This is a genomic window from Pseudomonas moraviensis subsp. stanleyae, assembly GCF_036283065.1.
Lineage (GTDB): Bacteria > Pseudomonadota > Gammaproteobacteria > Pseudomonadales > Pseudomonadaceae > Aquipseudomonas > Aquipseudomonas stanleyae.
This window is the reverse complement of sequence record NZ_JAADJI010000010.1, coordinates 151,795-169,927: the sequence shown is the minus strand read 5'-3', so window position 1 is coordinate 169,927 and position 18,133 is coordinate 151,795. Positions and strand designations below refer to the sequence as shown.

At 61.2% G+C, this 18,133-nt stretch carries 17 protein-coding genes; 6 read left to right on the top strand and 11 right to left on the bottom strand.

Features of this window, described 5'->3' with window-relative positions; translation table 11 throughout:
• Positions 1 to 4 precede the first annotated feature (4 nt).
• From ybeY to miaB, 3 genes are all read right to left on the bottom strand, one after another.
• On the bottom strand, positions 5 to 499 hold the full coding sequence (gene ybeY / locus GXB78_RS19330) for an rRNA maturation RNase YbeY (RefSeq protein ID WP_329516616.1): 495 nt from the start codon (positions 497 to 499) through the stop codon (positions 5 to 7).
• Positions 492 to 1,490, bottom strand: a complete 999-nt coding sequence (locus GXB78_RS19325) for a PhoH family protein (RefSeq protein ID WP_329516615.1) — start codon at positions 1,488 to 1,490, stop codon at positions 492 to 494. Before GXB78_RS19325 ends, ybeY begins: the two co-directional genes overlap by 8 nt.
• 214 nt (positions 1,491 to 1,704) lie before the next feature.
• Positions 1,705 to 3,033: a tRNA (N6-isopentenyl adenosine(37)-C2)-methylthiotransferase MiaB gene (gene miaB, locus GXB78_RS19320; protein ID WP_329516614.1), complete on the bottom strand. Its 1,329-nt coding sequence runs from the start codon at positions 3,031 to 3,033 to the stop codon at positions 1,705 to 1,707.
• Positions 3,034 to 3,165: 132 nt separating this feature from the next.
• Here miaB and GXB78_RS19315 point away from each other — a divergent pair, with 132 nt between their 5' ends.
• Positions 3,166 to 3,495, top strand: coding sequence for a DUF1820 family protein (locus GXB78_RS19315; protein WP_016773045.1), 330 nt, complete (start codon positions 3,166 to 3,168; stop codon positions 3,493 to 3,495).
• Positions 3,496 to 3,618: 123 nt separating this feature from the next.
• On the opposite strand, the gene GXB78_RS19310 is transcribed toward GXB78_RS19315, so the two are convergent.
• The 4 genes from GXB78_RS19310 to GXB78_RS19295 form a co-directional block, all read right to left on the bottom strand.
• Positions 3,619 to 4,173 (bottom strand): tetratricopeptide repeat protein, encoded by a 555-nt coding sequence (locus GXB78_RS19310; RefSeq protein WP_101160577.1) that lies wholly within the window; start codon positions 4,171 to 4,173, stop codon positions 3,619 to 3,621.
• A gap of 224 nt (positions 4,174 to 4,397) precedes the next feature.
• Complete coding sequence (hemL, locus tag GXB78_RS19305; protein ID WP_329516613.1) at positions 4,398 to 5,681, bottom strand: glutamate-1-semialdehyde 2,1-aminomutase; 1,284 nt, start codon at positions 5,679 to 5,681, stop codon at positions 4,398 to 4,400.
• Between the two features lie 15 nt (positions 5,682 to 5,696).
• Positions 5,697 to 6,320, bottom strand: coding sequence for a thiamine phosphate synthase (thiE, locus tag GXB78_RS19300; RefSeq protein ID WP_329516612.1), 624 nt, complete (start codon positions 6,318 to 6,320; stop codon positions 5,697 to 5,699).
• Positions 6,321 to 6,338: 18 nt separating this feature from the next.
• Complete coding sequence (locus GXB78_RS19295) at positions 6,339 to 7,136, bottom strand: hydroxymethylpyrimidine/phosphomethylpyrimidine kinase (RefSeq protein ID WP_129999758.1); 798 nt, start codon at positions 7,134 to 7,136, stop codon at positions 6,339 to 6,341.
• Between the two features lie 346 nt (positions 7,137 to 7,482).
• Between GXB78_RS19295 and GXB78_RS19290 the strand changes: the two genes are divergently transcribed.
• From GXB78_RS19290 to GXB78_RS19270, 4 genes are all read left to right on the top strand, one after another.
• Positions 7,483 to 9,834, top strand: a complete 2,352-nt coding sequence (locus tag GXB78_RS19290; RefSeq protein ID WP_329516611.1) for a 7TM diverse intracellular signaling domain-containing protein — start codon at positions 7,483 to 7,485, stop codon at positions 9,832 to 9,834.
• A gap of 95 nt (positions 9,835 to 9,929) precedes the next feature.
• A complete protein-coding gene (locus tag GXB78_RS19285) occupies positions 9,930 to 11,579 on the top strand; it encodes an acyl-CoA dehydrogenase family protein (RefSeq protein ID WP_329516610.1) in 1,650 nt (549 codons plus the stop codon).
• 183 nt (positions 11,580 to 11,762) lie between these two features.
• Positions 11,763 to 13,262 (top strand): AMP nucleosidase, encoded by a 1,500-nt coding sequence (gene amn, locus GXB78_RS19275; protein WP_329516609.1) that lies wholly within the window; start codon positions 11,763 to 11,765, stop codon positions 13,260 to 13,262.
• 72 nt (positions 13,263 to 13,334) lie between these two features.
• A complete protein-coding gene (locus tag GXB78_RS19270; protein ID WP_329516608.1) occupies positions 13,335 to 13,970 on the top strand; it encodes a pseudouridine synthase in 636 nt (211 codons plus the stop codon).
• On the opposite strand, the gene GXB78_RS19265 is transcribed toward GXB78_RS19270, so the two are convergent.
• Both GXB78_RS19265 and GXB78_RS19260 read right to left on the bottom strand, forming a co-directional pair.
• Positions 13,965 to 14,174 (bottom strand): DUF2788 domain-containing protein, encoded by a 210-nt coding sequence (locus GXB78_RS19265; RefSeq protein WP_016773053.1) that lies wholly within the window; start codon positions 14,172 to 14,174, stop codon positions 13,965 to 13,967. The genes GXB78_RS19270 and GXB78_RS19265 overlap by 6 nt on opposite strands.
• 280 nt (positions 14,175 to 14,454) lie before the next feature.
• Positions 14,455 to 14,934, bottom strand: a complete 480-nt coding sequence (locus GXB78_RS19260) for an Lrp/AsnC family transcriptional regulator (RefSeq protein WP_007909658.1) — start codon at positions 14,932 to 14,934, stop codon at positions 14,455 to 14,457.
• Positions 14,935 to 15,385: 451 nt separating this feature from the next.
• Between GXB78_RS19260 and GXB78_RS19255 the strand changes: the two genes are divergently transcribed.
• Positions 15,386 to 16,321: a DUF6515 family protein gene (locus GXB78_RS19255; protein ID WP_329516607.1), complete on the top strand. Its 936-nt coding sequence runs from the start codon at positions 15,386 to 15,388 to the stop codon at positions 16,319 to 16,321.
• A gap of 153 nt (positions 16,322 to 16,474) precedes the next feature.
• On the opposite strand, the gene GXB78_RS19250 is transcribed toward GXB78_RS19255, so the two are convergent.
• Both GXB78_RS19250 and GXB78_RS19245 read right to left on the bottom strand, forming a co-directional pair.
• On the bottom strand, positions 16,475 to 17,383 hold the full coding sequence (locus GXB78_RS19250) for a cation diffusion facilitator family transporter (RefSeq protein WP_329516606.1): 909 nt from the start codon (positions 17,381 to 17,383) through the stop codon (positions 16,475 to 16,477).
• Positions 17,384 to 17,395: 12 nt separating this feature from the next.
• Positions 17,396 to 17,815, bottom strand: coding sequence for a polyribonucleotide nucleotidyltransferase (locus tag GXB78_RS19245; protein ID WP_329516605.1), 420 nt, complete (start codon positions 17,813 to 17,815; stop codon positions 17,396 to 17,398).
• Positions 17,816 to 18,133: the final 318 nt, after the last annotated feature.

Below are 18,133 nucleotides of genomic sequence, written 5' to 3'. Positions count from 1 at the left end.
GCGATTACTCTGAATCCTTTGTTGTAACGATGGGGGAGTGTTCGGTTTCGTCGTCCGCGTACGGATCGCGATAGCCCAGTTCGGCAAGCAACTCGCGTTCCAGTGCTTCCATTTCCTCGGCTTCGTCATCATCTATATGGTCGTAACCGAGCAGATGCAAGCAGCCGTGAATGACCAGATGTGCCCAGTGGGCCTTTAGTTCCTTGTCCTGTTCGGCGGCTTCGCGTTCGACCACGGCCACGCAGATCACCAGGTCGCCGAGCAGCGGGATGTCGAGAAACTCGTCGGGCACTTCGGCCGGGAACGACAACACATTGGTCGCGTAATCCTTGTGGCGCCAGGTGTGGTTGAGCTCGCGGCCTTCTTCCTCGTCGACCAGACGAATGGTCATTTCCGAATCAGCGGTGCGCTGGCGCAGGGCCAGTTCGCACCACTGGCGGAACTCGGCTTCACTGGGCGCGCTGGCCTCGGTGGCGATTTGCAGATCCAGCTCAAGCATCGCGCGAGGCTTCCTTCGCGGCTTCGGCACGGGTCTCGAAGCGCTCGTAGGCCTCGACGATGCGCTGCACCAACGGGTGGCGCACGACGTCTTTAGGCTGGAAGTGAGTGAAGCTGATGCCCGGCACGTCTTTCAATACGTCGATCACATGGTGCAGGCCGGACTTGGTGCCACGCGGCAGGTCGACCTGGGTGATGTCGCCAGTGATGACGGCGGTGGAGCCGAAGCCGATGCGTGTGAGGAACATCTTCATTTGCTCGACGGTAGTATTCTGGCTCTCGTCGAGAATGATGAAGCTGTTGTTCAGCGTTCGACCGCGCATATAAGCCAGCGGTGCAACTTCGATTACCTGTTTCTCGATCAGCTTGGCGACGTATTCGAAGCCGAGCATTTCGTACAGCGCGTCATACAGCGGGCGCAGGTACGGGTCGATCTTCTGCGACAGATCGCCGGGCAGGAAGCCGAGTTTTTCACCCGCTTCGACCGCCGGACGCACCAGCAGGATGCGGCGGATCTGCTCGCGTTCCAGTGCATCAACCGCGCAGGCCACGGCCAGGTAGGTCTTGCCGGTACCGGCCGGGCCGATGCCGAAGTTGATGTCGTTGCCGAGGATTTCCTTCACGTAGCGCTGCTGATTCAAGCCGCGTGGGCGAATCATGCCTTTTTTCGTACGCAGGGCGACGGTCGGTTCGGCAGGGGCCGGATTGTCGAGATCCGCGCCGGCCGATTCCTGGATGAACAGGTGCACCAGGTCTGGCGACAGCTCGGTACCCTTGGTTTCCCGGTACAGGCGGCGCAGCAGGTTTTCCGCGGACGTGGTGAGTTTGGGGTCGCCAATCAGCTCGAACTGGTTTCCGCGATTGCGGATCTCGATGGCCAGGCGCTGTTCGATCAAGCGCAGATGCTCGTCGAATTGCCCGCACAGATTGGCGAAGCGGCGAGCCTCAAAAGGCTCGAGGAGAAAACGATGTGGTTCGATGGGTGCGTTCAAGGTCGTATTTAGCCGCCCTGGGGCAATTAGGATGAAATCAAGGATAACGCCAGTGGCGTGGGTGCGAAAGCTCTTAAATATCTCAGCCGATCAGCGCCGCTGCGCTTTACCTGTGGGAGCGAGCCTGCTCGCGAAGGCGGCGACACATTCAACATTGATGTGTCTGACAGGCCGCCTTCGCGAGCAGGCTCGCTCCCACAGGAGAAATGCGGCGTTATTGAATTAAAGAGCCACGCAACGAGTGCGGTTGCGCGGCGTCGATGTGCACGTCGGCGAACTGGCCGATCAGCGTGGGATTGTCGCAGCGGAAGTTGACGATACGATTATTCTCGGTGCGGCCCTGCAGTTCGCCCGGGTCTTTCTTCGAATAATCGGTCACCAGAATGCGCTGGATCGAGCCGACCATTTGTCGGCTGATCTCGAAGCCCTGCTGATTCAAGCGATGTTGCAGTGCGTTCAGACGTTCTTTCTTCAGTTCTTCCGGCGTGTCATCGACCAGATCAGCGGCCGGTGTGCCCGGGCGCTGGCTATAGACGAACGAGTAGGAGAAGTCGAAACCGACATCGGCAATCAGCTTCATGGTCTGCTCGAAATCTTTCTCGGTCTCGCCAGGGAAACCGACGATGAAGTCCGAACTGATGCAGATCCCCGGCACGGCAGCGCGCAGTTTGCGCAGCTTGGATTTGTACTCCAGCGCCGTGTGGTTGCGCTTCATCGCCGCGAGAATCCGGTCCGAGCCCGACTGCACCGGCAAGTGCAGGTGTTTGACCAGTTCCGGCACTTCGGCATGGGCCTGGATCAGGCTGTCGGAGAACTCCAGCGGGTGCGACGTCGTGTAGCGGATGCGGTCGATGCCGTCGACGGCGGCGACCACGCGGATCAGCTCGGCCAGATCCGCCAGACGACCGTCGTGGGTCTGGCCGCGATAGCCGTTGACGTTCTGTCCCAGCAAGGTCACTTCACGCACGCCGTGTTCGGCGAGGTGAATGATTTCCGCGATCACGTCATCGAACGGCCGGCTGACTTCTTCGCCTCGGGTGTACGGCACCACGCAGAACGTGCAGTACTTGCTGCAACCTTCCATCACCGACACATAGGCACTCGGGCCGTCGATACGCGGCTCGGGCAGGTGGTCAAATTTTTCGATTTCCGGGAAGGAGACGTCGACTTGCGGCAGCTTGGTAATGCGCGCGGCGTCGATCATCTCCGGCAGACGGTGCAGGGTCTGCGGGCCGAACACCACGTCAACGTACGGAGCGCGATCGCGGATCGCCGCGCCTTCCTGACTGGCCACGCAACCGCCGACGGCGATGACCATCTCCGGGTTGGCCAGCTTCAGTTCGCGCCAGCGGCCGAGCTGCGAATACACGCGATCCTGCGCGCGTTCGCGGATCGAGCAGGTATTGAGCAGAATCACGTCGGCGTCTTCCGCGCGGGCGGTGACTTCCAGGGCCTGATGTTCGCCCAGCAGATCGACCATGCGCGAGCTGTCGTACTCGTTCATCTGGCAACCGTGGGTTTCGATGTAAAGCTTCTTGGCCATGGATTCGGGTCGTCACGTGATTCAAAGAACCGCGCATTATAGGGAACAAGCCGTCGGGTTCCTACCGCTGTGCGTCCGGTGGCTATGCTATAGTTCGCGCCCTCATTTTTACCCCGATGTTATCCGCCCGCCATGACCAAACGCGAAGCTCCAATCTACAAGGTGATTTTCCTCAACCAGGGCCAGGTGTTCGAAATGTACGCCAAGCAGATCTATCAAAGTGATCTGTGGGGTTTCCTGGAAGTTGAGGAATTCGTCTTTGGCGAGCGCACGCAAATGGTCGTCGATCCGAGCGAAGAAAAGCTCAAGGCGCAATTCGAAGGCGTGGTGCGCAGCTTTGTGCCGATGCATTCGATCGTGCGCATTGACGAAGTGGAACGTCTGGGCACGCCGAAAATCAGCGAAGCCCGTGGCGCGGTCGGCAATGTCATGCCGTTTCCGATGCCGATGCCTGAGAAGTAAGCTTCAAGACCGCGTCGCCTCATTCGCGAGCAGGCTCGCTCCCACAAGGGATCTTCTGAACACTGGAGAACTACTGTGGGAGCGAGCCTGCTCGCGAAGAGGCCAGAAAGGTCGGCGCAAAAATCAGGGAAGAGGCGAAAACGGCGTACGCCCATCGGCGCTCTGCAGTTCCATCAGGTATTTGCGGAAAATCTGCCCGAGCACCTGAGTGGCGGTTTCGAGATCTTCGCGGGACATCTTTTCCGAGACTTCGTCGGCCGTGTCCAGCGCCTCTTCGGCACCGTTGACCGCGGCCATCTTCAGCACGATGTACGCCTGGATATTGTTGGCCTGCACGCCTTCACCGTGGAAGAACATGCTGCCGAGCTTGTATTGCGCCTGGGCGTGGCCTTGCAACGAGGCCTTTTCGAAATAGCTCAGGGCTTGATTGAGGTCGCGCGGCGCGTTCTTGCCGTCGTAGTAGAACTCACCCAACTCGTATTGCGCTTGCGCGTCCCCTTCATCCGCCGCTTTCTGGCAGGCGGCCAGTGCCTGCGTGACGTCTTGCGGCTGAGTATTGAGGGTGCAACGACCCATCGCCGGGATCAACAACGAGTTGCCGCCTGCTTGTGCATGCGCGAGCAGGGGCTGAAGGAGCAACAGGCAGCCCAATGCAAGGGTGCGGCCGGTGCGGTTCATGGGAATCGACTTACCTCTGAAGGGCACGCGGACCCGTCGAGGGATCCAATAAGCGCGCATTATGAAATAAGCGAGGCCAACCTTACAAAGTCTTTACTCGTTTTTCTGCTGCATGGGGAATATATCGCCGGATTCAGGCAGCTTTTTCGCAGATGCGTCGGAAAAACCGAGCGGATGTAGGTAAAAGCTGACGCTGGCCATAGCCAACGTCAGCGGTGCGGCAATTATTTCAATGCGGCGAAGGCGCGCTCGGCAGCGTCGAGCGTCAGTTGCAACTCGGCTTCGCCATGGGCGATCGAGGTGAAACCGGCTTCGAAGGCACTCGGCGCCAGGTACACACCACCTTCCAGCATCAAGTGGAAGAAGCGCCCGAACAGTGCCGCGTCGCTGGCCATCACGTCGTCGAAAGTGACGATCTCGTCGGCGCCACTGAAATACAGACCGAACATGCCGCCAGCCTGGGTGGTCACGAACGGAATGCCCGCAGCATCGGCGCGTTCTTGCAGGCCATCCAGCAGGCGCGTGGTGTAGTCGGTCAATTCGGCGTGGAAACCCGGGCGGCTGATCAAACGCAGAGTCGTCAGGCCGGCCGCCATCGCCAGCGGATTACCCGACAGCGTACCTGCCTGATACACAGGGCCGAGCGGGGCGATGCGCTGCATGATCTCGCGTTTGCCACCGAAGCAGCCCACCGGCATGCCGCCGCCGATGATCTTGCCGAACGTGGTCAGGTCCGGCGTCACGCCGTAGTGCGCCTGGGCACCGCCGAGGGCGACACGGAAACCGGTCATCACTTCGTCGAAGATCAGCACCACGCCGTGCTTGTCGCACAGCGAACGCAGGCCTTCGAGGAAGCCCGGCGCTGGTGGCACGCAGTTCATGTTGCCGGCCACTGGCTCGACGATGATGCACGCTACGTCCTCACCCACTTCGGCGAGCATCGCTTCCACCGCGTCGATGTCGTTGAACGGCAGGGTCAGGGTGTGTTTGGCGAATGCTGCCGGCACGCCGGCCGAGCTCGGTACGCCTTGGGTCAGCGCGCCGGAACCGGCCTTGACCAGCAGGCTGTCGGAGTGGCCGTGGTAGCAGCCTTCGAACTTGATGATGCTGTCGCGGCCGGTGAAACCACGGGCCAGACGGATCGAGCTCATGGTCGCTTCAGTACCGGAGCTGACCATGCGCACCATGTCCATCGATGGCACCAGCGAGCAGACCAGATCGGCCATCTCGGTTTCCATCGATGTCGGCGCGCCGTAGGACAGACCGTGTTGCAGTTGATTGCGCACGGCGTCGAGCACGTCCGGATGGCTGTGGCCAAGGATCATCGGCCCCCACGAACCGACGTAATCGACATAACGCTTATCGTCTTCGTCGGTGACGTAAGCGCCTTCGGCGTGTTTGAAGAACAGCGGGGTGCCGCCGACGCTCTTGAACGCGCGTACCGGCGAGTTGACGCCGCCGGGAATGTGTTTCTGAGCATTGGCAAACAGGGTTTCGGAACGAGACATGATCGGGCTCTCAAATCAGATTTTCAGAAGTTCGTTGAAGGCGCGGGCGCGGCGGGTCACTTCGGCGCTGCTCTCGGCACCGAACAGGCCATGGACCACGGCGAGCAGATCGACACCGTGCTCGACCAGCGGCGCGGCGTTATCGAGGGTGATGCCGCCAATCGCGCAGACCGGCAAGTGCAGCTTGCGTTTGGCTTCGTCGAGCAGGTCGAGGCTGCAACTCGGCGCGCCGGGTTTGGTGGTGGAGTTGAAGAAGCGGCCGAAGGCGACGTAGCTCGCACCTTCTTTGGCGGCTTGTTCGGCCAGGGCGATCTGCCCGTGGCAGGTCGAACCGATGATGGCTTTCGAACCGAGCAGGGCGCGGGTCGGCGACAGTGGGCCGTCGGTCTGGCCGAGGTGCACGCCGACGTTGAGACGCGCGGCCAGTTCGGCGTCATCGTTGATGATCAGCTGCGTTTTGTAGCGTTCGCACAGATTGCGCAGCGCCTCGGCCTCGCGCAAGCGGCGGGCCTCGTCGCTGCTCTTGTCGCGGTATTGCAGCAGGGTGACGCCGCCGTCGAGCGCCGCCTCCACGTAAGACAGAAACTTGCCGGCCAGCAACTGGCTGTCGGTAATGGCATACAGGCCACGTAGTTTCATCGGGCAGACCTCACGACGTTACGAGCAGAAATCCAGCGGCAGGCGACGCGGTACGAACTGGCCTTTGCCCAGTTGTTCGGCATCGCGCAGAGTCCGCCAGGTGTAATCCAGCGCACTGCGCACGGCACTGGCCAAGTGTTCGCCCTGGGCCAGTCGACCGGCGAGGGCGCTGGCCAGCGTACAACCGGAGCCGTGATAGCTGCCCGGCAGACGCTGGCAGATAAAGGTTTCGCGCAGGCCGTCGCGGCTGTACACGCGGTTGTGGATTTCAGTTTCGTCGCCGTGGCCGCCAGTGATCAGCAGGTTTTTGATGAACGGCAGGAGTTTTTCTGCGCACTCGTCAGCTGTGCCTTCGGGCAGTTCGGCGAGGATCCGCGCTTCAGGAAGATTGGGCGTGGCAATGATCGACAGCGGCAGCAGACGCTCGCGCATCGCATAACCGACCTCGTCCTTGCCCAGGCGTCCGCCGCCACCGGCACGCAGGACCGGGTCGCAGACCACCGGCAGATGCGGATGCGCCGAGAGCAGTTCGACAACGGTGTCGACCATTTCCAGCGAACCGAGCATGCCCAGTTTCACCGCCGCGACTTCGGAGTCGTTGAGCACGGCATTGGCCTGGGCCAGCACCCACTCACGGTCGAGGACGCGGAAGTCAGTGACGTTGACGGTGTCTTGCACGGTCAGGGCGGTGACGGCCGGAGCCGCATGGCAACCCTGCGCGAGCAAGGCTTCGATATCTGCCTGCAAGCCGGCGCCACCACTGGGGTCGTGGCCGGAGAGACAGAGGACAACGGGGCGGGAGCTGTAGATATTCATGGTGCGCGAGCTTACCACCAAAGCTGATTTTGGGGTGTGGGTGCCAGAGCAAGATCAAAAGATCGCAGCCTCCGGCAGCTCCTGCATCGGACCGCATTCCCCAGTAGGAGCTGCCGAAGGCTGCGATCTTTCGATCTTCCTGACCAATGCAACAGCTCTAGGCCGCTGCTTTGCCCTGTAACGCCCGTTCTAGAGCTGTTGTAGGAAAAATTTCCATGGTGCTCAATGGCCATCAACGGCTATGCTAGGCTGGATCCAAACAATCACAGGTAATACCGGTTTTACGTCTACTCAAAGGGAATGGGGGGCTTCCTGACACAACCGGACGAGCCACGCTGGGGCTTCAATGCGCTATTTGCTGATGTTGCTGTTCTGCTTGCCCCTCATGGCGAGCGCTGTCGAATTCGACGAATTCACCCAGAGCCTGCCACTGGGCCGATCGCTGCAAGTGTTCGAAGACCCGAGCGGTCAGACGACGATTGCCGACGTCCGTGCGCAGGATGCTGCCGGCCAGTTCAAAACCCACGATAAAGCCACGCTCAATGCCGGTTACTCGCGCTCGGCGTTCTGGCTGAAGATCGACCTGCATTACCGCCCGAGCAATCCGGCCGCCCAGCGCACCTGGCTGCTGGAACTGGCGTATCCGCCCCTCGATCACCTCGATCTCTATTTGCCCGACGCCAGCGGTGCATACCGACTGGTGCGTCAGACCGGCGATGCCTTGCCGTTCGCCAGTCGCGAGATCCGCCAGAACAATTACCTGTTCGACTTGCCGTTCAAACCGGATCAGCAGCAGACGCTGTACCTGCGCCTGGCCAGCGAAGGTTCGATCCAGGCGCCGGTAACGTTGTGGTCAAGTACCGCGTACCTCGAAGACCAACCGGTGCGCCTGTATGTGCTCGGCATCATTTATGGCGTGCTGCTGGGTATGCTGGTCTACAACCTGTTCATCTACTTGAGCGTGCGCGACACCAGCTACCTCTATTACATCTTCTATATCGGCTCGTTCGGCCTCTATCAGTTGTCGGTGAACGGTGCGGCGGTCGAGTATTTCTGGCCGGACAACCCGTGGTGGGCCAACGCTGCGACGCCGTTTTTCATCGGTTGCGCCGGGCTGTTCGGCAGCCAGTTCGCCCGCAGTTTCCTGCAGACCAAAACCCACAGTCCCTGGCTGGATCGCTTGCTGATCGGCCTGATTGCCTTCAGTGCGCTGGTGATCGGCCTGTCGCTGATGACCAGTTACGCCCTGGCCCTGCGCCTGGCGACCACACTGGCGCTGACCTTCACCGTGGTGATCTTTGCCGCCGGGATCCTCGCCTGGTGGCGCGGCTTGCGCGTGGCGCGTTATTTCATCATTGCCTGGTCAGCGTTTTTGCTCGGCGGCATCGTCAACACGCTGATGGTGCTTGGCCTGTTGCCCAACGTGTTCCTGACCATGTACGCCAGCCAGATCGGCTCGGCGATCGAGGTCGCGCTGCTGTCGCTGGCGCTGGCCGATCGCATCAACGCCATGCGCGAACAACAGGCGCAGACCTTGTACGACGCCGGGCAGAAGCTCGAGGTGCTCAACCAGCAACTGGCCCACAGCAACAAGCTCAAGGATGAATTCCTCGCCACTCTGACCCACGAACTGCGCACGCCGATGAATGGGGTGATCGGTTCGCTGGAGCTGATGCAGACCGTCGACCTCGACCCCGAACTGGAGCAGTACCAGCAGACCGCCGCCGGTTCCGCCCGCGACATGATGCGCATGGTCAATGGCATCCTCACCCTGACTGAATTGCAGGCCGGCAAGCTCAAGGCCACGCCGGGCAGTTTCAGTCTGCGCGGGGTGGTCGAGGCGTTGCGTGTGCAGTTCGAGGGCAATGCGGCGGGCAAGTCGCTGGACTTCAAGGTCGAGGTACTGCCAACCCTGCCGGATCGCTTGCACGGCGACAGCGCGAAACTGGCGCAGTGCCTGGAATGCCTGCTCGACAACGCCATCAAGTTCACCCGTGTCGGCGGCCTCGCGCTGCGCGTCACCGGGCGGCCGTCGACGGATAACCGCATGGCGCTGTCGTTTGCGGTGATCGACACCGGTATCGGTTTCACCGATCTTGGCGAGGCCACCCTGTACCAGCGCTTCTTCCAGCTCGACGGTTCGATGACCCGCGAATACGGCGGCCTCGGTGTCGGTCTGGCGATCTGTCGGCAACTGGTCGAATTGCTCGGCGGCAAACTCACCCACCGCTCCGAGCCCGGACGCGGCAGCCGTTTCCAGCTCGATGTCGAATTCGAACTGCCGCTGATCGAAGCGCCTGCGGATCAGCCGACCCGCGATTGCATTCGGGCGCCGCAGGATTGCACGGTGCTGTTGGTGGATGACAATAGCGTCAATCAACTGGTCATGCGCGGCATGTTGCTCAAGCTCGGTTTCCGTGTGCGCAGCGCTGACAACGGCGCCGCCGCGCTGGACTGCCTGCAACGGGAAAGCTTCGATGCGGTGCTGATCGATTGCCAGTTGCCCAACCACGAAGGCGCATCGCTGTGCTGCCAGATTCATGCGTTGCCGGGCTGTGCGCACCTGCCGGTATTCATGTTGGCGTTGAGTGCTGACCGCCAGCAATGCGCCCCGGGCGTGGCCATCGACTATCTGCATAAACCGGTGAAATTCGAGGATCTGCAGGCTGCGTTGCAGCGCCGCGTGCTCAGTTGCTGATGGGGTAAAAGCGCCGCAAAAACGGCACGTATGACACTTTGTTCAAAAAAGCACCAGTGCTTAACTGGTGCCATTGCTGAACAAGGAGCGCCGTCATGAACCTGCATCAGTTCGCCGAAACCCACGAAGTCACCAATCAGCCGCCGTCGCTGGACGGCACCAACCTGTACCGCATCGACCTGCCGCTGCAGGAGTGGTCGCGGCGTTTTGGCGCCGGTTGGGCCGAGTCGCGGATCGACGCCTACGGCGCACTGGCGGGCGGGCCTTTGATGGAAGCGGGGTTTCTCGCCAACCAGAACAAACCGGTATTCGCCAGTCATGACCGCTACGGTCATCGCATTGATCTGGTCGAGTTTCACCCCGCTTATCACGAGTTGATGCGTACGGCAGTTGAACATGGCCTGACCTCGCTGCCGTGGGCGCACCCGCAGAACGGCGCCCATGTTGCCCGCGCTTCGATGACCTATCTGCACAGTCAGGCCGAGGCCGGCAGCGGTTGCCCGTTGACCATGACCTTCGCCAGCGTGCCGGCCCTGCGCTTGCAGCCGGACCTGGCTGAACAGTGGCTGCCGAAAGTCCTCGCCACCGAATACGATCCGCGCAACGTCGGCATGGCGCGCAAGGCCGGCGTGACCATCGGCATGGCGATGACCGAAAAGCAGGGCGGCACCGACGTTCGCGCCAATACCACCAAGGCTTATCCGGTCGGCGCCAGCGGTCCGGGGCAGGCTTACGAACTGGTCGGGCACAAGTGGTTCTGCTCGGCGCCGATGTGCGACGCCTTCCTCACGCTGGCGCAGACCGACAAGGGTTTGAGCTGCTTCCTCCTCCCTCGTCATCGCCCGGACGACACGCGCAATCAGTTCTACATCCAGCGTCTGAAAAACAAACTCGGCAACCAGTCCAACGCCTCCAGCGAAGTGGAATTTCGTGGCGCACTGGCGTGGATGGTCGGCGAAGAAGGGCGCGGCGTGCCGACCATTATCGAGATGGTGGCGATGACCCGTTTCGATTGCATGGTCGGTTCCAGTTCGCTGATGCGCCAGGCGCTGACCCAGGCCAGCCATCACTGCGCTCATCGCAAAGTCGGCGGCAAATTGCTCAGCGAGCAGCCGCTGATGCAAAACGTGCTGGCCGATCTGGCGCTGGAAAGCGAAGCCGCGCTGGCCCTGAGTCTGCGCATGGGCAGGGCGCTGGATAACCTGAATGATCGCCATGAAGCGCAATTCGCGCGGCTGGTGACAGCGGTGGGCAAATACTGGATCTGCAAGCGCGCGCCGGGAATGATCAACGAAGCCGCCGAATGCATGGGCGGCGCCGGCTATGTCGAGGACAGCATCCTGCCGCGCCTGTACCGCGAAGCGCCGGTGAATTCGACGTGGGAAGGTTCGGGGAATGTGCAGTGTCTCGACGTGCTGCGTGCATTGTCGAAAGAGCCGGGCGTGCTCGATGTGCTGTTCAGCGAATTGGGCGACGGCCATGGCGACAAGCGTCTGGCCGCGCATATCCAGCAGTTGCAGGCGCAGTTCAAGGACACCAGTGACATTCAGTATCGGGCGCGGCAGTTGACCGAGGACATTGCGCTTGGGTTGCAGGCCAAGCTTTTGTTGGAGGCGGGCAACTCGGTGGTCAGCGATGCCTTCATTGCCAGTCGCCTGAGCGGTGGAGGCCGGGTCTACGGCGCATTGCCCCGTGGGCTGGACGTCGAAGCCATCGTCGCCCGCTCGACCCCACAGCTTTTCTGACCCACCTCAAATCCCCCCTGTGGGAGCGAGCCTGCTCGCGAAAGCGGTGTGTCAGTCGACATCTTTATTGGATGATCCACCGCATTCGCGAGCAGGCTCGCTCCCACAGGGGGACATCATTGATCTGCAGATTTAAGTGTCGCCACAACGCCACTGTTCCCGTGCGTCCACGATGCAGGCAAGATGAAGCTCTGCAAGTCAGAACACAGGAAGCTGATCGTGACCGAAGCGTTTATTGTCGTTCAAACCGCCGAACAAGCCGTAGATCGTCTGGCCGAGCTGCATGAGCGGGCCACCACTGCGTTGAATTCCGCGCTCAAGCGTTACCTCAAGGACCGCGTCGAGCCCGACGCCGAACAGCGTGCCCTGTTTCGTTATCCCGAACTGCGTCTGACCTACCACTGCCAGGGCGAAGTGCCGCAGACCACCCGCGCTTACGCCAAGGTGCAGTTGCCGGGCACTTACAGCGTCACCGTCACCCACCCGGCCGCTTTTCGCAAATACCTGCTCGAACAACTGACGCCGTTGATGCACGACTTCACCGTGACCGTCGAAGTCGGTGTCAGCCAACAGAACATTCCTTATCCGTACGTGGTCGAGCAGGGCGATGAACTGGCCGGTTCCGGTGTCACCGCGGCGGTGCTGGCGCGGGTGTTCCCGAGTACCGATCTGTCCGCCGCTACCGATGGCATTGCCGACGGCCTCTACGACTGGGAAAACACCGATCCGCTGCCACTGGCGCTGTTCGACGCCGCGCGCGTGGACTTTTCCCTGCGCCGTCTGGTGCATTACACCGGCAGCGACTGGCGCCATGTGCAGCCGTGGATCCTGCTGACCAACTATCACCGCTACGTCGACCAGTTCATCGTCCATGGCCTGGAGCAACTGCGCAACGACCCGCGTTTTGTGCGCATGGTCCTGCCGGGCAACGTGATCATCGACAAGAGCATGGACCACGGCGAAGCCTCGGCGATCGCTGCCGGTGTGGTCTGGCACCGTTACCAGATGCCGGCCTATCACCTGATCGCCAACGACGGCCACGGCGTCACGCTGGTCAACATCGGCGTCGGCCCGTCCAATGCCAAGAACATCACCGATCACCTGGCTGTGCTGCGTCCGCATTGCTGGCTGATGATCGGCCACTGCGGCGGTCTGCGTCAGTCGCAGACCATCGGCGACTACGTGCTGGCTCACGCCTACATGCGTCGCGACGGCATTCTTGATCGCGTGGTGCCGCCGAATATTCCGATCCCGGCCCTGGCCGAAGTGCAGCTTGCCCTGCAACAGGCAGCGGCGAACGTCACCGGTGAGAAGGGCGACGACCTGAAGAAACGCCTGCGTACCGGCACGGTTCTGACCTACGACGACCGCAACTGGGAATTGCGCTGGGCTCAGGAACGACCGCTGATCAACCTGTCCCGGGCAGTGGCGGTGGACATGGAAAGCGGCACCATCGCCGCGCAGGGTTATCGCTTGCGGGTGCCGTACGGCACGTTGCTCTGCGTGTCGGACAAGCCGCTGCACAGCGAAATCAAACTGCCGGGCTCGGCCAACGCCTTCTATGAGCGTGCGGTCAGCCAGCATTTGAAAATCGGTATCGAAGCGGTGGATCTGCTGCGCACCGAACTCAACTCGCTGCACTCGCGCAAACTGCGCAGCTTCGACGAGCCGCCGTTCCGTTAACGCTTAGTCGTGGTCATTTGGCGGTCGGGGCACTAGCATTAACAGCCCTGACCGTTAGATGTTCTTTTCGCCATGTCCCGTCCCCCACGTCCACCTTCGCGCCGTCCAGGTGTGAAAGCGCAATCGTCCTCGCCACGCCGTGTTGCAAAAGCGCCGCCGGCCGAGCCGAAACTGATCCTGTTCAACAAACCCTTCGATGTGCTGACGCAGTTCAGCGACGGTGAAGGGCGCGCGACGCTCAAGGATTACATCGATGTGCCGGGGATTTATCCGGCCGGACGTCTGGATCGCGACAGCGAAGGTTTGTTGCTGTTGACCAACGACGGCCAGTTGCAGGCGCGCATCGCCGATCCGAAACACAAACTGGCGAAGACCTATTGGGTGCAGGTGGAGGGCGAGCCGACGGCCGAGCAGTTGCAGCGCCTGCGCGATGGCGTCGAGCTGAATGACGGCATGACCTTGCCCGCCGAGGCGCGGCAACTGGCTGAGCCGCAGTTGTGGCCGCGCAATCCGCCGGTACGCTTTCGCGCGACCATACCGACTTCATGGCTGGAACTGGTGATTCGCGAAGGGCGCAACCGTCAGGTACGGCGCATGACGGCGGCGGTCGGGCTGCCGACGTTGCGTCTGGTGCGGGTCAGGATTGGCGACTGGACCATCGAAGGGCTTGATCAGGGCCAGTGGCGGGAAGTGCCGGCGCGCTTATAAGGCGCCGGATTCGATCAGGCCGATCACCACGCTTTTGATGATGAACGCGGCCACGCCCAGGCCCAGCACGAAAAACAGAATGAACGAGCCAAAGCGCCCGGCCTTGGACTTCTTCGCCAGGTCCCAGACGATGAAACCCATGAAAATGATCAGGATGCTGACCAGACCGGTCATCATCCACTCTTCGAACAGTGCTGGATCCATTGCGATCTCCGGCGCGGACAGGGCTGAAAGGGCGGCGGCGAGTATACGCCATGGTCGGTGGGGTGGCATTGATCTGGGTCTGATCCAGAACTGTTGCCCTCACCCTAGCCCTCTCCCAGAGGGAGAGGGGACCGATCGGGGGATGCTGATGAGCGATGCCGACCTGATCCAGTTGTTGCGAATCCACAATCGACTCGGGATTTCAGGTCGATGTATATCGCCAGACCCTGCGGTCGGCTCCCTCTCCCTCCGGGAGAGGGCTGGGGTGAGGGGCTTTTGATCAGCTACGCAAATGTGTCAGCGGCAATTCCGTGCTGTTCAAAACCTGATTCAACACAAAACTCGACCGCACACTCGTAACCCCTTCAATCCGGGTCAGGTGCCCCAGCAGCAATTTCTGATAGTGATCCATATCCGGCACCACCACTTTCAACTGGTAGTCGGCATCCACTCCGGTCACCAGACTGCATTCCAGCACTTGCGGCAATGTGCGGATTGCCGCTTCGAAATTCTCGAAGCGCTCGGGCGTATGCCGGTCCATGCCGATCAGCACATACGCGGTCAGGCTCAGCCCGAGCATCTTGCGATCGAGCAGCGCCACCTGGCGCGAGATATAGCCATCGTCTTCCAGCTGCTTGACCCGGCGCGAGCAAGGCGAGGGCGACAGACCGATGCGCTCGGCCAGTTCCTGGTTGGAGATACGGGCGTCGCGCTGCAATTCCGCCAAAATACTCAGGTCATACCGGTCAAGTTTGCTCATCAATCTGTCCTTGGTCGTAACTATTGCGGCGGATTATCTATCCAGGGTTAAAAATTGCGCAAGCAGTGTTTAATTGAGCAATTTTCGCAATCATCTGTCGCAGCCTCAGGCCTATTCTTATCACCAGAATCACTGCTCGGTAACACAGTCCACGCGGCCCGCCCAATCAGGCCCGCCGCGGCCGCCACCCCCACCGGGGATGTGCCGGCCCCCGAGCTGCACACTGTCCAGAAGACGGCGTGAGGTGAGCCGACGTCAAAAGCGTCGAGCCAGGACGAAGTATCTGCAGAAGGGAGGCCGACGGGTCTCCCTTTTTTCTTGCCTGCGATTTCATGTGGGCCCCTCAATAAATAAGTCGCGCGACTGATAACCTGTGGCAGAACCCGGTTGGCCAGTTTCGAGTCTCAGCAACAGGCCCTCTCAACGACAGGCTCCCACAATGAGGAAAAGCATGAATTCGCGCATCTGGCGTCTGGCCGGTGTTGGTTTGCTGTGTGTGGGGGTCGGTGCGCAAGCGCTGGCGGATGAGCCGCAGAATCGCGGGCCGGGCAACGGGCCGCAAAACGACGGGATCATCCGTGGCGACAACAGCCGTCAGTTCGAACACAACGGCCAGCCGCCCAACAATGACGGTCAATGGCAGAACCGCAACCGTGCCGATGATCGTCCGCAACCGCCTCGGCAACTGGGCAACAACTTGCCGATCCAGCCGCGGCCCGACGCCGTGCACCAGACTCAGGAGCCGCGTCAGGGTTACTACCGCGACGAGCGCCCGCAGAACGGGAACCATCATCAGCAATGGCAGACGCAGCCGCGTCCCGATGACAACCGCTGGCCGGGACGGCCGAACGGTCATGGCAATGGCTGGGGCCCCGGCCCGCAATATCGACCGGGGCATGTGATCGACCGCTTCCCGGATCGTGATTACCGCGTGCCTTATCGCGGTCAGGATTACTTCTATTCCGGCGGCTATTGGTATCGCCCGCAAGGCCCGCGCTACATCGTCGTGCAGCCGCCGCGCGGGATTCGCATCCAGTATTTGCCGGATTACGCCCGTGAAGTGTGGATCGGTGGTTCGCTGCTGTTCCTCGCCGCCGGCTCGTATTACGCCTATCAGGAGGCGACGCAGGATTACGTGGTGGTCGAGCCGCCGGTGCAGCAACAGCCGCAACCACAATCCCAAGGCTATGACGTGGAAGCCTACCCGGCCAACGGCCAGTCACCGCAGCAAGTGCAGCAGGACGGTTACCAGTGCTCGCAGTACGCGGTGCAGCAAAGCGGTTTCGATCCGCGCACCGCGACTTATCAACCCGCGCCAGAGGTGGTTCAGGCTTATCGCCAGGCGCAGGGCAACTGCCTGAGCAGTCGCGGTTATCAGGTCAGATAGGGGCAGCTGCAAGCTGCAAGCTACAAGCCACAAGCTGCAAGCTGCAAGCTGCAAGCTGCAAGCTGCAAGCTGCAAGCTGCAAGCTACAAGCTACAAGCTACAAGCTACAAGCTACAAGCTACAAGCTACAAGCTTGAGGCTTGAAGCTTGAAACTAGAGGCTCGAAGCTAGGGGATTGTCGCTTGTGGCTGCTTTTACAGGGTCGGCGTGCACCAGCACTTCGGCCTTCGGATAGGCCTTGTGTATTGCCGCCGCCGCTTGATCGCTGATGCCATGGGCGACTGACAGGGTCAGTTCCCCCGGCAGTTCCAGATGCAATTGTACAAACCAGTGATTGCCGGAAATCCGCGTGCGCAGGTCATGTGCGCCGAGCACGCCCGGCACGCTGCAGGCCAGTTCGAGCATGTGCTGGCTGACATCGGTCGGCAGTTCCTCGTCCATCAACACCGAAAAACTTTCCCGGGCGATCTGGATCGCGCTCCAGAAAATGTACGCGGCAATCCCCAGGCCAAACCACGCATCCAGTTGCGCGAAGCCCATACCCGCCAGCACCAGCGCGATCAGGATGCTGCCGTTGAGCAGCAGGTCCGAACGGTAATGCAGCGAGTCGGCACGTACGGCGTTGGAGCCGGTCTGCGTGATCACCCGATGCTGCAACATCAGCAGCGCGGCGGTCAGCAGCAGCGAAAACACGATCACGCCGATGCTCAGCCACGGCGCGCCAAGCGGCTCCGGCGTGTGCAAGCGCTGGTAGGCCTGAAACGCGATCAACACCGCGCTGCCACCGATGAATAACGCCTGCGCCATCCCGGCCAGCGATTCGGCTTTGCCGTGGCCATAACGGTGATCGTCATCCGCCGGGCGCAACGCGTAATGCACCGCCAGCAGATTGAGCATCGAGGTGACGCCATCCAGCGCCGAGTCGGTGAGGCCGGCGAGCATGCTCACTGAACCACTGAGCCACCAGGCAATAGCCTTGGCGACGATCAGCGTGCAGGCGACCGCCACCGAAGCGCGGGTCGCCAGCCGCAGAAGACGGGCGTGTTCGGGGCTGGAGGTCATTGAACGTCCTTGTTAAGCGGCGGGTTGCAGGCCGTACATCGCCAGTTGTTGAGTGCTGCCTTTGTGTTGAATCAGGCGCGGGTCGTCGAGTGGGAAATCTCGGCCCAACTCGCTTTCAAGAATCGCCTGCAACTTGTGATTGTCGACCTGACCGTCCGGGCCGATGGCTTGCTTGAGCCTGGCCGGATCGACCTGCGCGGTGTGGCCCGGTTCGAAATAGATCGCGCCGGTGGCGAAATCGACGGCAAACGCGATCAGCCCGGGAATGATGTAGAACAGCAGGCCGACGGCATCGAGCGCGGCGATCGCCGGGTCGATCTTGCCGTCGATCTGGCCACGGCGGTCCGGGTAGAAAATCGAACCGCATGCGGCGATTTGCGTGAGCAGGGTGGCGACCAGAACACCGCCGATCAGGCGAGAGGGTAAGCGCATGGGGAAATCTCCTGATTCATCTAAGAACGAAGCTTCGTCGAGTGAAGTTAAGACCCTGACGAACGCCTTGCAGTTCGCCGTTATACTCGCGGCGGGCAGGGCGTACCCACAGTAAATTGCGGCCTCGTCTCACCCCTACTGAAATACGTTGAGGATTGAAGTTGTTTTCTCCAGATCGACACCGCGTGAAGGCTAATGAATTCTATCGGGGTTCGGCCCTCCGGGCTAAAGCTGTGAGCGCACCATGCTGCGTTGCGGGACTTGGCAAGGAAACGACCCTTACCCGCGTCCCGCGCCTTGCCTGGCACGCTCACAGCT

Coding starts and splice junctions, on each gene's coding strand:
- ybeY (WP_329516616.1), bottom strand. CDS start 499: ATGCTTGAGCTGGATCTGCAAATCGCCACCGAGGCCAGCGCGCCCAGT.
- miaB (WP_329516614.1), bottom strand. CDS start 3,033: ATGGCCAAGAAGCTTTACATCGAAACCCACGGTTGCCAGATGAACGAG.
- GXB78_RS19315 (WP_016773045.1), top strand. CDS start 3,166: ATGACCAAACGCGAAGCTCCAATCTACAAGGTGATTTTCCTCAACCAG.
- GXB78_RS19310 (WP_101160577.1), bottom strand. CDS start 4,173: ATGAACCGCACCGGCCGCACCCTTGCATTGGGCTGCCTGTTGCTCCTT.
- hemL (WP_329516613.1), bottom strand. CDS start 5,681: ATGTCTCGTTCCGAAACCCTGTTTGCCAATGCTCAGAAACACATTCCC.
- thiE (WP_329516612.1), bottom strand. CDS start 6,320: ATGAAACTACGTGGCCTGTATGCCATTACCGACAGCCAGTTGCTGGCC.
- GXB78_RS19295 (WP_129999758.1), bottom strand. CDS start 7,136: ATGAATATCTACAGCTCCCGCCCCGTTGTCCTCTGTCTCTCCGGCCAC.
- GXB78_RS19290 (WP_329516611.1), top strand. CDS start 7,483: ATGCGCTATTTGCTGATGTTGCTGTTCTGCTTGCCCCTCATGGCGAGC.
- GXB78_RS19285 (WP_329516610.1), top strand. CDS start 9,930: ATGAACCTGCATCAGTTCGCCGAAACCCACGAAGTCACCAATCAGCCG.
- amn (WP_329516609.1), top strand. CDS start 11,763: ATGAAGCTCTGCAAGTCAGAACACAGGAAGCTGATCGTGACCGAAGCG.
- GXB78_RS19270 (WP_329516608.1), top strand. CDS start 13,335: ATGTCCCGTCCCCCACGTCCACCTTCGCGCCGTCCAGGTGTGAAAGCG.
- GXB78_RS19265 (WP_016773053.1), bottom strand. CDS start 14,174: ATGGATCCAGCACTGTTCGAAGAGTGGATGATGACCGGTCTGGTCAGC.
- GXB78_RS19260 (WP_007909658.1), bottom strand. CDS start 14,934: ATGAGCAAACTTGACCGGTATGACCTGAGTATTTTGGCGGAATTGCAG.
- GXB78_RS19255 (WP_329516607.1), top strand. CDS start 15,386: ATGAATTCGCGCATCTGGCGTCTGGCCGGTGTTGGTTTGCTGTGTGTG.
- GXB78_RS19250 (WP_329516606.1), bottom strand. CDS start 17,383: ATGACCTCCAGCCCCGAACACGCCCGTCTTCTGCGGCTGGCGACCCGC.
- GXB78_RS19245 (WP_329516605.1), bottom strand. CDS start 17,815: ATGCGCTTACCCTCTCGCCTGATCGGCGGTGTTCTGGTCGCCACCCTG.